The 13704-nt window shown below is 47.0% G+C and carries 12 protein-coding genes; 8 read left to right on the top strand and 4 right to left on the bottom strand.

Annotated elements, in window-relative coordinates; translation table 11 throughout:
* The coding region (locus BLW68_RS06410) for a transposase (RefSeq protein ID WP_177172170.1) at positions 1 to 290 on the bottom strand (290 nt) is incomplete at its 3' end.
* A gap of 190 nt (positions 291 to 480) precedes the next feature.
* Between BLW68_RS06410 and BLW68_RS06405 the strand changes: the two genes are divergently transcribed.
* The 8 genes from BLW68_RS06405 to BLW68_RS06370 all read left to right on the top strand — a co-directional run bounded on the left by BLW68_RS06405 (position 481) and on the right by BLW68_RS06370 (position 10302).
* On the top strand, positions 481 to 1893 hold the full coding sequence (locus tag BLW68_RS06405) for an MBL fold metallo-hydrolase (RefSeq protein ID WP_092791449.1): 1413 nt from the start codon (positions 481 to 483) through the stop codon (positions 1891 to 1893).
* 90 nt (positions 1894 to 1983) lie between these two features.
* Positions 1984 to 3159, top strand: coding sequence for a nucleotide sugar dehydrogenase (locus BLW68_RS06400; protein WP_092791447.1), 1176 nt, complete (start codon positions 1984 to 1986; stop codon positions 3157 to 3159).
* An 86-nt stretch (positions 3160 to 3245) separates the two neighbouring features.
* Complete coding sequence (galU, locus tag BLW68_RS06395; RefSeq protein ID WP_092791445.1) at positions 3246 to 4145, top strand: UTP--glucose-1-phosphate uridylyltransferase GalU; 900 nt, start codon at positions 3246 to 3248, stop codon at positions 4143 to 4145.
* Between the two features lie 94 nt (positions 4146 to 4239).
* Positions 4240 to 6225 carry a nucleoside-diphosphate sugar epimerase/dehydratase gene (locus tag BLW68_RS06390; RefSeq protein WP_092791443.1) on the top strand — a complete coding sequence of 662 codons (1986 nt, stop codon included), beginning with the start codon at positions 4240 to 4242 and terminating at the stop codon, positions 6223 to 6225.
* A gap of 125 nt (positions 6226 to 6350) precedes the next feature.
* Complete coding sequence (locus tag BLW68_RS06385; protein ID WP_092791441.1) at positions 6351 to 6659, top strand: hypothetical protein; 309 nt, start codon at positions 6351 to 6353, stop codon at positions 6657 to 6659.
* Between the two features lie 84 nt (positions 6660 to 6743).
* Positions 6744 to 7457, top strand: coding sequence for a YjbF family lipoprotein (locus BLW68_RS06380; RefSeq protein WP_245728285.1), 714 nt, complete (start codon positions 6744 to 6746; stop codon positions 7455 to 7457).
* A gap of 11 nt (positions 7458 to 7468) precedes the next feature.
* Positions 7469 to 8197 carry a capsule biosynthesis GfcC family protein gene (locus BLW68_RS06375; RefSeq protein ID WP_177172169.1) on the top strand — a complete coding sequence of 243 codons (729 nt, stop codon included), beginning with the start codon at positions 7469 to 7471 and terminating at the stop codon, positions 8195 to 8197.
* Positions 8194 to 10302, top strand: coding sequence for a YjbH domain-containing protein (locus tag BLW68_RS06370; protein ID WP_092791438.1), 2109 nt, complete (start codon positions 8194 to 8196; stop codon positions 10300 to 10302). Before BLW68_RS06375 ends, BLW68_RS06370 begins: the two co-directional genes overlap by 4 nt.
* 54 nt (positions 10303 to 10356) lie before the next feature.
* Here BLW68_RS06370 and BLW68_RS06365 read toward each other — a convergent pair whose 3' ends face one another.
* The 3 genes from BLW68_RS06365 to BLW68_RS06355 form a co-directional block, all read right to left on the bottom strand.
* Positions 10357 to 11871 (bottom strand): diguanylate cyclase domain-containing protein, encoded by a 1515-nt coding sequence (locus BLW68_RS06365; protein WP_092791436.1) that lies wholly within the window; start codon positions 11869 to 11871, stop codon positions 10357 to 10359.
* Positions 11872 to 11944: 73 nt separating this feature from the next.
* On the bottom strand, positions 11945 to 12979 hold the full coding sequence (locus BLW68_RS06360) for an MJ1255/VC2487 family glycosyltransferase (RefSeq protein WP_092791434.1): 1035 nt from the start codon (positions 12977 to 12979) through the stop codon (positions 11945 to 11947).
* Positions 12980 to 12982: 3 nt separating this feature from the next.
* On the bottom strand, positions 12983 to 13606 hold the full coding sequence (locus tag BLW68_RS06355) for a thymidine kinase (protein WP_092791499.1): 624 nt from the start codon (positions 13604 to 13606) through the stop codon (positions 12983 to 12985).
* Positions 13607 to 13704 lie beyond the last annotated feature (98 nt).

The following is a 13704-nucleotide window of genomic DNA, read 5'->3' as shown; positions in this document are numbered from 1 at the left end:
GTGAGTTGAGTCTGGTGCTTTTTGACGATTTGCGGCTCAAAGCTACCGGCACGGTCACGTGGTGTATTCAATTCAAAGCTGCCGGCGGTGCTTTTCATGGTTTTGGCAGAGCTGCCGTTCTTGCGATTAGGGGCTTCATCTTGCTCAAGGTGCTGCTCTAACTCGGCCTGCATCGCTGCTTCGGTCAGTTGTTTAATTAACGGCGTTAAGATACCGTCTTTACCAGACAAACCTTTGCCATCACGTAATGCCTGAATGGCTGCTTGTATATCGAAAGTTGGGTTGGTCATGTGTCATCTCGTTTTCGCTTAGTTTAATGAAATGACACAGAATTTTGAACACTACCTAACCAGCTTACTTAACCAAAGCGAAGAGCTAATAAAAATACTAACCAAAATAGTAAAAACCTCCCAACTCAGCACTAAGCACTAAGCACTAAGCACTCAACACTCAACACTCAACACTCAACAAGGAGACAGGATGTCGACATTGTATACTTCCCCCCAATTTATCCACCATGGCGCCGTAGATGGTGTTACTGGTTCTTGCCATGAATACCGTATAGGTGACGATTACGGCCTGTTAATTGACTGCGGGCTGTTTCAGGGCGCTGAAGTATCAAGCAGCGGTTCTGCCAGTACCCCCCAGATCACATTTGCGCTGGCGCATATTCGTGCCCTGATCGTAACCCATGTGCATATTGACCATGTTGGGCGTATTCCTTATTTGCTGGCAGCCGGTTTTACCGGGCCAATTTTTTGTACTACTGCGTCGGCCACCTTATTACCTCTGGTGCTGGAGGACGCACTTAAAGTAGGCGTTACCCGTGATGAGGCGTTAATTAATGCTTTTTTAGCCAGAGTGCGCCGCCAGTTAGTGCCTTGTGAATTTAAACGGTGGGTGGCTTTGCCCGCGTTAGATGGCGCTGCAGTTAAAGTGCGGTTTCAACCAGCTGGCCATATACTGGGCTCTGCTTATGTTGAGTTAAGCCATAATACGGCCGTAAAAATGGCTTACAAAACGGTGTTTTCTGGCGATTTAGGTGCGCCCTATGCACCATTATTACCTGCACCCAAGCCACCTTATGCAGCAGATGAAGTAGTAATAGAAAGCACTTATGGTGACAGATTACATGACAACCGGCGCCAGCGGATAAAACGTTTAGAGCAGGTGCTGCTGCACTCATTACAGGATAATGGCACCGTGTTGTTTCCGGCTTTTAGTATCGGCCGCACGCAGGAGTTATTGTATGAGCTGGAAGCTATTATTCATCGCTTACGCGGACAGAAAATTCATCAGAACCTGCACTGGGATGAGCTGCAGATTATCGTCGACTCACCACTGGCGGCAAAGTTTACCCAGGCATACAACGATCTAAAAAGCTGCTGGGACAGCGAGGCGAAACACCGGCTGCGCCAAGGACGTCATCCGCTTAGCTTTGGCCAGTTACACACTGTTGACAGCCACAACCAGCACCTTGAACTGGTGCAATTTTTAGCCCGCACTAAGCAGCCTGCTATTGTTATTGCCGCCAGTGGTATGTGCGAAGGTGGCCGGGTAGTGAATTATTTAAAAGCCTTACTGCCCGAAAAAGCGCATCAGGTGGTGTTTGTTGGTTATCAGGCGCGGGGCACTCTGGGGGCGGCAATACAGCGTTTTGGCCCGCAGGGCGGTTATGTTGAAATTGACGGCCAGCGCATTAATATCGGCGCAGAAATTATTACGTTAAGCGACTATTCAGCCCATGCCGACCAAGCTGGTTTAATTAATTTTGTCAATCGTATGGTACGTAAGCCACAACGGGTGCGCATAGTGCATGGTGATAAAAATGCCAAGCAGGCGTTGAAACAGGCGCTGGCGACTTATGTCAAAGAAGTGGTTATTAGTGTTTAGTTGTGAGTGTTTAGTGTTGAGTTTTGAGGTAAACTCCGCACTTAAAATTCACAACTCACACCTCACAACTCATAATTAAAAAAGGTTGTTATGTCAGGTTTAAAAATTGCTATCGCCGGTACCGGCTATGTCGGGCTATCTAATGCCATGTTGTTGGCACAGCACAATAACGTAGTCGCGCTGGATATAGTGCCGGAAAAAGTAGCACTGTTAAACGCTAAACAATCGCCAATAGACGACAGAGAAATAGGCGATTTTTTACTGAATAAAGCGCTGAACTTTACCGCCACGCTGGACAAACAACAGGCTTATGCGGATGCTGATTTCGTCATTATTTCTACTCCGACAGATTACGATCCGCAAACCAATTACTTTAATACCAAAAGTGTTGAAGCGGTGATTAGTGATGTAATGGCAATAAACCCGAATGCAGTAATGGTAATTAAATCTACCGTGCCGGTTGGTTACACTAAAATTGCGCGGGAAAAGTTTGCTACCACCAACCTGATTTTCTCGCCGGAGTTTTTACGCGAAGGCAGGGCGTTATACGACAACCTTTACCCGTCGCGTATTATTGTTGGTGAACAAAGCGAGCGGGCCGCGCAGTTTGCAGCTTTATTACAACAAGGTGCTATTAAGCAGGATGTGCCGGTATTATTTACCGATAGCACTGAAGCTGAAGCGATAAAGCTGTTTTCTAATACTTACCTGGCGATGCGGGTAGCGTATTTTAACGAGCTGGATAGCTATGCCGAAAGCCATGGTTTAAACAGCCGACAGATTATTGAAGGTGTAGGCTTAGATCCTCGTATTGGCAAACACTATAACAACCCCAGCTTTGGTTATGGCGGCTATTGCTTGCCTAAAGACACTAAACAACTGCTAGCTAATTATCAGCATGTACCTAATAACATTATGCAGGCAGTTGTTGATGCAAACCGAACACGTAAAGACTTTATTGCCGAGTCTATTTTGCAGCGTAATCCGAAAATAGTCGGGGTATACCGGCTGGTAATGAAAGCCGGCTCGGATAATTTCCGCGCGTCTGCTATCCAGGGGATTATGAAACGCATTAAAGCCAAAGGCATTGAAGTGGTGGTGTATGAGCCAGAGCTAAAGCAGGACGAGTTTTTCCGCTCACGCGTAATTAAAGATCTGGCAGAGTTTAAGCAAATCTCAGATGTGATAGTGACAAACCGGCGCAACGACGCTTTAGCGGATGTAGAAGATAAAGTTTATACCCGTGATTTGTTTGGTAGTGATTAAGTTAGTGTTGAGTTATGAATGGTGAGTTATGAGTTGTTAACTCAACACTTACCATTCAACACTAAACACTGAGTATTGGAGTTTACATGAAAGTATTAAAAGCGGTAATACCGGTTGCCGGGCTGGGTACCAGGATGCTGCCGGCAACCAAAGCAATACCGAAAGAGATGCTGCCGGTGGTAGATAAGCCCTTGATACAGTATGTAGTAAGTGAGTGTATTGCGGCAGGTATTAAACAGATAGTGCTGGTAACGCATTCATCGAAAAACAGTATAGAAAACCATTTTGATAAGAGCTTTGAGCTGGAATCTATGCTGGAAAAGCGGGTTAAACGGCAGTTATTAGATGAAGTGCAGGCGATTTGCCCGAAAGATGTGACTATTATGCATGTGCGTCAGGGCGAGGCAAAAGGCCTGGGCCATGCGGTACTATGTGCTTTGCCTTTAGTAGGCGACGCGCCTTTTGCTGTGGTATTGCCTGATGTATTAATAGATAGTTACGACAGTGATTTACGCCGTGATAACCTGGCAAAAATGGTACAGCTGTTCGAGCAAAGCGGTGTTAGCCAGGTAATGGTTGAGCCAGTGCCGCATGAAATGGTAAGCAGTTATGGTGTTGCCGATGTGGGTGGCCACCAAATGCAAGGCGGTGAGTCTGTCAGAATGACAGCAATAGTAGAAAAACCAGCAGTTGAGCAGGCGCCATCCAACTTAGCTGTAGTAGGGCGCTATGTTTTTAGCCCGAATATCTGGCAGCAGTTAAAGCGTACTCCTGTGGGGGCGGGTGATGAAATTCAGCTTACGGACGCCATTGCATTACTAATGGAAGCGGAAGCCGTAAATGCCTACCATATTACCGGCCGTAGCCACGATTGTGGCAATAAGCTGGGCTATATGCAGGCCTTTGTTGAGCATGGCTTGCGCGATAAGTATTTAGGGCCGGATTTTAAGCAATGGTTAACCAGGCTGCTGCATACGGCAGGTTAGGCATAATGAAATTAACAGTGGCTGCGGGTGCTATACTTGCGCCAGTTAAAATTGATTGTTGGCCACATAGGCTAACCTTATTCTGGAGTAGTTAATGCTGGCTTGGTTGCTGGGGTTGCCCCGTGCGATAAAACGCTTAATTTCAGTGATAGCTGATATGTTTTTTTTAATCAGCTCTTTGTTTGCTGCATATTTTTTAACGCAGCATCAAGAGCGAACTGATATCCCAGAAATTGCCCTGGCTTTTGCGGTAACACTGCCTGTTACGTTGTTTATTTTTACCAAGCTTGGTTTGTACCGTGCTGTTATACGCTATATAGGCCAGCATGCGCTGGGGGCGGTGCTGGCCGGTATAGTAAGCAGCGCTTTTGTACTGGCATTACTGTTTGGCCTGTTTAAGGTACATGATAAAGGTAACCTGATTTTTGTTTACGCTATTCTGGCCTTAATTAGCTCAGGTGGTTTACGTTTATTAGCCAGAATGTTTTTGGTGCAGCGTAATAACGGCCATAAAGAGCGGGTGCTTATATATGGTGCCGGTTCATCTGGCCGCCAGTTAGCGCAAGCGCTTATTAACGGCGAGCAATATCATCCGGTAGTGTTTGTTGATGACGACACCACCTTGCACCGTTCTACTATTCTGGGGGTGCCTGTTGGTGCGCCGGCCCAGATTACCAGCCTGATAAAGTCGCATAATATCAGCCGTATTTTACTGGCATTGCCCTCTGTTAGCCGCTCGCGCCGGCGCGAAGTGCTGGATGCTTTAGAAGAGTTGCCAATACCGGTGCAGTCTATCCCCGGCATGAGTGATTTAGTTGATGGCTCTATGCGCATTGACGAGTTGCAGGATGTAAAAATTGAAGATTTGCTGGGCCGTGATCCCGTTGCACCGAAAACCAAATTGATGCGGGCCAATATTCATGGCAAGGTAGTTATGGTAACCGGAGCCGGTGGCTCTATTGGTTCTGAGCTATGCCGGCAAATAATTACCAGTGAACCGAAAACGCTGGTGTTATTTGAATTATCAGAATTTAGCCTGTACAGCATAGAGCAAGAGCTAAGCGCGCTGATTAAACAGCAGCAACTGGATATTCAGCTGGTGCCAATAATGGGTACTGCGCAGCGGCGTAACCGGCTGGAAACGGTAATGAAAGCCTTTAAAGTGCAAACGGTTTACCATGCTGCCGCTTATAAGCATGTGCCGTTGGTAGAATATAATGTGGTTGAAGGGGTGCGCAATAATGTATTTGGCACCTGGTATGCAGCTGAGGCGGCTATTGCCTCTGGTGTAGAAACCTTTGTGCTTATTTCTACCGATAAAGCGGTGCGGCCTACTAATGTGATGGGTGCATCAAAGCGTTTGGCTGAGTTGGTATTGCAGGCTTTGTCAGAGCGGCAAAGCGCTACCAGATTTTGTATGGTGCGTTTTGGTAATGTGCTTGGCTCCAGCGGTTCTGTGGTGCCGCTGTTTCGCGAGCAAATACGCCGTGGCGGCCCGGTTACGGTAACGCATAAAGATATTATCCGTTATTTTATGACCATACCTGAGGCGGCGCAGCTGGTGATACAGGCCGGTGCTATGGGGCAGGGCGGCGATGTATTTGTGCTGGATATGGGCGAGCCGGTAAAAATTGCTGATCTGGCCAAACGCATGATTCACCTGATGGGTTTAGAAGTTAAAGATGAAGTACACCCAAATGGTGATATTGAAATTCAGTATTCTGGCCTGCGGCCGGGAGAAAAGCTTTATGAAGAGTTACTAATTGGCGAAAGCGTGCGTGAAACCGCACACCCGCGGATTATGGCCGCCGATGAAGTGTGCCTTGGCTGGAGCCAGATGGAAAGTATGTTATTACAACTGGATACCCTGTGCGATAGCTTTGCAGTAGAGCAAATTATAGAGCTAATGCGGGTTGCTCCAACAGGCTTTAATTATAGCTGTGCCAGTAGTGACCTGGTGGTTAAAGCCGGTTGTGATATTGAGTTTGGCGTGCCGGTAGCGGTGCCGCTGAATGTGGTAGTAAATACCGCATCAGGTGCTGGCGCTGTAATTGCAGCACCGGCAAAGAAGTATTGCTAGCCAATACTGTTAACAGTAAGCTGCAAAAAAAGCAGTTAATATGCAGTTAGGGGTTGAGTAATACTTGTGTTTACGTTACTCTTCGCTTAACTGGAAATCCAAATTTGTTTATTGAGGGAATTGCTATGAAGAAATTAATTATTGCTGCTGCAGTAATGGCGTTAAGTGTTGGTGTTAATGCTCAGGAAGTTGCTGGTGGCGCAGATTCAAAAGAAGGCACTATTGGTGGTGTTGCTACTACTACTATCGCAGCTGGCGTAGTAGGTATTGCTGTTGCTGCTGCGGTTATTTCTAATAACCGTGGTACTTCTGTAACTCAGCCTCCAGTATTGTGTGATGATGGCAGCACACCGGTAAATGGTGTTTGTACCGGTACTACTGTAACTGTATCTGGCACTACTACTGCTATTGTGACAGTAACTTCAACTATATAAGTTTACTGCTTAAAAAAAGCCGCCTGCAGGCGGCTTTTTTATTGCTGTAGGTTATTTGGCATTATTATTCAGCAGGCATACACCTTGATAGCATCAATTAAAACGGTTTTTAGCGGTATAATGCTGCTAACACTTACCGCTTGTGCCGGTACTTATCACTCCTATTTAGACAGCCTTAAGCTAGCTTTTGCTAAGACCCCAGATGCTGAGCTTAGCCTGGCTGAAGTTCAGCAAGCACAATACGATTTACTTTATGTAAAGCACGGTGAGCGGGCGCAGGCGGTAATGGTTTTAATGCACCTTGAGGCAGGCCAGCATAAATGGGTATCGGCAGATAATGCCATGCTGATAATGGAACAGGGCCGGCTGGTGCGCACTTTAGGTTTGGAAAATGACTTACTGCACCTTACCAATACTGTTAACGATCCAGTGCGCCACATTAATACTATTCAGCAGGATAATAGCTGGCTGCGCCTGGCAGACTGGCATAACGGCGAGTACGGTTATGCATTGCGCTCACGCTTTGAAGTATTACCCGCGCAACAGCTGACGGTTTTTCAGCAAAAGCTGAATACCACGTTGGTAGTTGAATATGTAAAGTATGAAGATAGCGCTAATTACCTGCGCTTTGATGGTAACTGGCAAAACTACTTTTGGTTTGACAGTGAGTCAGGCATTTTAGTTAAAAGTGAGCAGACGTTGTCACCCTTTTTACAGCCGATAACCATGACTTATGCCAGCCGGATAGCCCGCTTATTGTCACCTGCGGCAGCACAACAGATCGGCGGTGCACAATGAAGAAAATAAATATGCTTAAACAGCTCATTTTTAGTGTATTGCTTGTGGCGCCGGCAGTTTATGGCGCAGTAACGGTGGATATAAATGGTAGCAGCTACCAGTTTGACGCCAACCCAAGGCTAAATGATGTGTTGGCACCGGTTGCGTTGCAAAGCAACTGGTACTGGCCGGCAGCTGCGCTATATCAACTTGATAGTGATGAACCGGAACAGTTACGCCAGCAGGTGCTGCAGCAAATAGCTCAGCTAAAACAGCATAAATCCACTGACAGTGATTTAGTTAGCACACTGCAAGCACTGGAGCGCCAGTTGGCAACCTGGCGTTTGGCAAAGCGTATAGTAGTGCCAATTGATTATGATTTTGCCAGGGTACGGCCGGAGTTTAACCCGCGTTTTGATAATGGCACTTATTTATTACAGCTAAAACAGCGGCCTGCCAATGTGTATTTATTTGGTGCGCTAAGCTCGGAGATGACGGTAACGCACCGTGGTGCTGCAGCGGCTGCTGACTATATTATTTCAGCGCAGCCAACGGCATTGGCTGATGTTGCCGAGCTGATATTGCTACAGCCAGACGGTAAAGTGCAAGCTGCCGGAGCTGCCTATTGGAACCGGGCTCATATTGAAGCTATGCCAGGGGCGCAGATTTTTATTCCGCTGCAAAGCCAGCTGTTTAGTTCACAATTAGATATATTAAATAAGCGTTTGCTTGAGCTTGCCAGCCACAGGGTGTTGCCATGACTGCCGTACGTATTCCATTTATACTCTCTTTAATCAGTCTGGCGTTGCAACCTTTAGTTGCAAAAGCAGCTAACAATGATAATTGGCAGCAATTACCTTCGGGTGTGTCACAAATGGCGCATGGCGGGGTAGGTTTAATTCAAACGCCAACAGCCCGTATGGCCCCAGCCGGTGATTTATCGATAAACTATACCGATAATGAAGAGTATCGCTTATGGTCGGTAAGTATTCAGTTATTTGACTGGATGGAGTCCACGGTGCGCTACACTGATGTACGTACCCAGTTATATAGCCCTTTTCCTGGCTTTAGTGGTGATCAGACGTTAAAAGATAAGGGTATAGACGTTAAGTTTCGCTTACTGCAAGAAAGCACCTATTTGCCGCAGGTATCGGTAGGTTTTAGGGATTTTGGTGGTACCGGCTTTTTTGAAAGTGAATTTGTTAGCTTAAGCAAAAAGTGGGGTGATTTTGATTTTCACCTGGGTATGGGCTGGGGCTATTTAGGTAACAGTGGTAATACAAAAAACCCGTTTTGTGAGATAAAAAACAGTTTTTGCAGCAGGCCAGGTGGCTATAGCGGGCAGGGCGGTAAAATAGATTATGACCAGTTTTTTAAAGGCCCTGCGGCATTATTTGCTGGCATTGAGTACCAGACCTCCTGGCAACCCCTGCGCTTAAAACTGGAGTATGAGGGTAATGACTATCAAAATGATAGAGCTGGCGAGCTTGAACAAGATAGCCGTTGGAATGTTGGTGCGGTGTATCGCTGGAAAGATTTTAATTTTGATATAAATTACCAACGCGGCAATACCCTGGGTTTTGGTGTGCATTATGCGATGAATTTACACAGTATTAGCCAGGTTAAAGTTAAGCCTGCACCGCGTATTATTCCTGAACAATTAGATACCAGTAAGCAGATTACTGATCGTGATGCTTTGCCAAAGGCGTTATTTATGGAGGCCGGTTTTGCGCTGCGCTCATCTCAGATGACAGATGATGAGTTTGTATTATACGGCCAGCAGGTCTCTTACCGTGACCATGATGAGGCGATTGAGCGTATAGGCCGGATTTTAGCCACAGAGGTACCGGCCAATATTAAAACCTACCGCATAGTAACCTATAATGGCAACCTGCCAATGGTCGAAACAGTGGTGGATGCAAAGCAGTTTATTAGTGCTGCCCGCTATGATTCGTTGCACAGTGACGTTAAATCCACTTATGTGCGCCAGCAGCCTGAGCCCCGAACGCTTGGTTTAACCGAGTTGCCAGAGCAAACTGGTTTTTATACCGGTATTGAAACTTTCTGGATCCAAACCTTTGGCAACCCTGAAGCCTTTTATATGTATCAGGGCGGCGTATTTGCTAATGCCGGTTACAGTTTAACCAGCAATTTTAGTATTAACGGTGCGGCAAAAATAACCTTGTTGGAGAACTTTGATAAGTTTAATTATAAAGTTGACTCGCAAAATACGCCGTTACCCAGAGTACGTACTTATATTCGTGAGTATGTAACCCGCAGTAAGGTAACAATGGAAAACCTGTATTTGCAATGGCAGGACCAGATAGTACCGGACATTTATGCCCAGGCTTATGGCGGTTATCTGGAAACTATGTTTGGTGGTGTTGGCGGTGAAGTGTTATACCGCCCGGTAGATTCTAACTTTGCTATTGGTTTTGATATCAACTATGTACGCCAGCGTTCTTATGAGAATGACCTGGACTTCTTTGACTATAAAACCTTTACCGGCCACCTGAATGTGTACTGGAAACCTGAGTTTTTACCGGATACCCAGCTGACCTTTAACATAGGCCAGTTTTTGGCAAAAGATCGTGGTGTAAATATCGATTTTGCCAAGCGCTTTGACAGCGGTATTGTGGTTGGCGCTTATGCTGCTTTTACCAATGTGTCGTCAGCGGAATATGGCGAAGGTAGCTTTACCAAAGGCTTTTATTTATCGATACCCTTTGATTTATTCTCACTGCGCCCTTCAAAAGGCCGTGGACGTTTGCCTTGGGTACCAATTGGCAGGGATGGTGGCCAGCCACTGAGCCGACCTAGTCCGTTGATTAACGCCACCGAGCAACGCTCACCATTCTACGACTAAGCCCTGAGGTTTAGCTTGGCAGAAAAAACCAAACGGGAAGCCTGGCTTCCCGTTTTACTGTGCGGCGATAATAAACTGGTTACGCCCGTTAGCTTTGGCTTTATACAATGCCTTGTCGGCAGCGCTGATAAAGTCGGCACAGGTGCTGTGTTTGTTGGGGGTACTGGTGGCAATGCCTATGCTGGCAGTGACCACACTGGCAATATCAGATTGCTGATGTGCAATGGCCAGCTCTGTAAGTTGTTGCTGTATTTGTTTAGCCATTTCGGTGCAGGCTTCGGTGTCGCTGCCAGGCAGGATAATCGCGAATTCTTCACCACCGTAGCGTGCTGCCAGTTCACCATTACGGCGCGGTAGTTTATCCAGAGCCTGGGCAATGCACTTTAATGCGTCGTCACCGGCCTGATGGCCGTAGTGATCGTTATAGAGTTTAAAGCGGTCGATATCGAGCAACAGCAGGCCCAGTGGCAGGTTATTGCGGGCACAGCGTTGTAGCTCATTTTGCAGGCTGGTATCAAACTGGCGCCGGTTGGCAATGCCGGTGAGGCCGTCCTGACCCGCTTGTTTTTGCAGTTCCAGATTAGCTTGCAGTAGTTGCTGTTGCATCTGCTGTAATGAGCGCCGGTAACTCACATTTTGTAAGGTATTGGCGATCATTTCGCCTACCAGTTTCATCCGGCGTAAATCGTTGCTGGTCCAGTTACGTTGTCGCGATACCATGTCGCAACCCACAAAGCCACTGAGTTTATCGTTGTTGAGCATGGCGCAGCATAGCACCGACTGGATATCTTCAGCGATAAACTCTTGTTGTTCTGCTGCGGCTTCTGCCGGCAGGCTGGCGACATCATTAACAGCAAATACCAGCTCCTGTTGTATTTTCTGGAAAAAGTATGGCATCGCCTGCAGTGCAATGTGTTGCAGTTTCGCCTTGTGTGAGCTGATGCCGCTGCGTACCCACTCATGGGTGTTGCTCATTGCAGTTAAATCGGCATTGAATAAAAAGACATAGCTGCGATCGGCATGGCAAAACTCGCCGATGGCGGCCAGTGCAGCTTCAATATGCTGATCGAGTTTATCGTCCTGTACATTGATCAGCTGGGTTGAGATAAGTGACATTAGTTTGTCAAATGCCAGCGCTTCTTCTATTTCTGCTTGTTCTGGCAGCAATGCCGGTTGTAATGGCATTTCGGTGTTTAAAGCTTTAGGCTGCAATGTAACCAGATTAATACTGTGCAGTGTAAACGACAGCGCAACGCTGGTACTTTGCAGCAATAACGGATTGTCGTAGTTATTCAGCTGAATAAGCTGTTGCAGCGCCGTGCCGCTTAATGCCAGTAGTAATGGGTTGTGCAGTAAATCAAACGCTTGTTTATTATCTGGGTTGAGTAACGGCAGTTGCTGCAGTTGTGATATCGATAACACATTTTGCTGCGCTGGTAACTGGAACAGGGTTAACGCCGCCTGGTTAGCAAATACCGCGGCCCTGGTGTTTTCTTTATATAACAGCGCAATGGGCAGGGCGTCGAGTACTGCCCAAAAATGGGGGAATGTAACGTCTTGTTTAGACATGCCGCACTCACTTTATCGTTATACTTTACTATAACTGATTTGGCGGTATTGGCAAAAATAGCGGATTAGCGCTTTAGCTCCATAGTGTTTTACTTAGTGCGTTGACTTCGCCTGGGGTGTCTTGCAGCAGCCAGTTACAAATAGCGCTGGCAACGTTGGGGTAGTTTACTGTGCCGTACTGCTGTTTTTCGTTCAGCCATTTGGCTATGGCGCCGGTACTAAGGCTGTCGGTGCGGCAGGCTAACTTTAACTGTTGCAGTGCCAGAGCATTCGATTGCTGCTCCATCTGGCCTTGGAGCGGCTTTACCATAATGTGTTTTTGCAGTTGCAGCGCTTCGCTTATCAGTTCAAAACCGGCATTACTGAGTACATGGCTGCAACGGGCTAAATCGGCTTTAAAGGCGTGCAGTGCAGGCGGATGGGTGTCAATGTGGCCGATAGTGGCTTTAGCCAGCCCTGGGCCATACAGGCTGAACTGAAACTCTGTTAATGGTTTTAGCAGGCCAATAACCTGCTGTTGATCTTCAAACGGTAAATATACCAGCACCCGGTTAGCCTCCTTGCTGGCATGTTCTGCATCATGCTCTTCATCCGGCTCTTCATCAATAATAGGTGGCAGGATCGGCTGATTAAAATGATGCCAGTGCAGGCCCAGTCGTATTTGTGCCGGAGCAAAGTGGCGGAACATCAGATGGGTAACCAGATTGGCATGTTCCATCGGGATTTTATGCAGGAAAGCATATTGGTGACCAAGCGCAACGCTACGCTTTTTTTGCTGCTTTGCGGCGTGTGCGGTAATGGGTTCAAAATCAGTCAGGACCAGATCATAGCTGCTGCAGTCGAGCGCTTTAACATCCTGCCACAGGGTTTGCACTGAAGCCTGGCGCAGTGTTTGCCAGTAATTTACTTTGCCGGCTTCGGTAACAAAAGTTAAGCCACGTTTAACCTGATAATCGCCAAACTGCTGCATATCAAACAGTTGCTCTGCAGGACGGCCGGAAAACAGGTAATCGACCTGTATACCGGCTTTAGCTAGGTATTTCCCCATGGCGCGGGCCCGGCTGATATGACCATTTCCTGTTGCCTGCACACCATAGAGAATTTTCATGTTTTACTCCGTTGTTTTATCCTGGCTGGTATTGGCCTGGGTTGTTTGGTCCTGCCATACCAGCGCTTTAAAATGTGCCCGGCACATGGATACATAACTTTCATTGCCGCCAATTTGCACTTGCGAGCCTCTGGTTGCCGCCTGGCCATGCTCTTCTAACCGCACAACAAAGTTGGCTTTACGGCCACAATGGCAAATGGTTTTCAGCTCTATCAGTTTATCGGCCCAGGCCAGCAGCGCCTCGCTACCGGCAAAGGTTTCGCCTAAAAAGTCGGTACGCAGGCCAAACGCCAGCACCGGTATATTTAAGTCGTCAACTACATCGGTTAGCTGCCTAACCTGAGCTTTGGATAAAAACTGGGCTTCGTCTATCAGTACACAATCTAAACGGCCCTGTGCTTTTAGCTGCTTTACATGACTCACAAAATTAAAGCTGCCATTAAAAATATGTGCATCCATTGCCAGGCCAATACGCGAGCTTACTTTGCCCAGGCCATAGCGGTTGTCCAGCGCGGCAGTGTAAATAGCCACTGTCATGCCTCTTTCCTGATAGTTATACGCACTTTGCAGTAAAGAGGTTGATTTACCGGCGTTCATTGCCGAGTAGTAAAAATATAATTGCGCCATTGCATCACCCAACTAAAAAAGACGATGCAGTATAGCAATATCACTGCCTGAAATATAAAGGCCTGAGATGACAGAATTAAGACGCTGGCATCTTTAAC

Origin of the sequence: Rheinheimera pacifica, from assembly GCF_900108485.1 — a bacterium.
Lineage (GTDB): Bacteria > Pseudomonadota > Gammaproteobacteria > Enterobacterales > Alteromonadaceae > Alishewanella > Alishewanella pacifica.
This window is presented reverse-complemented; position numbering and strand designations above follow the sequence as displayed.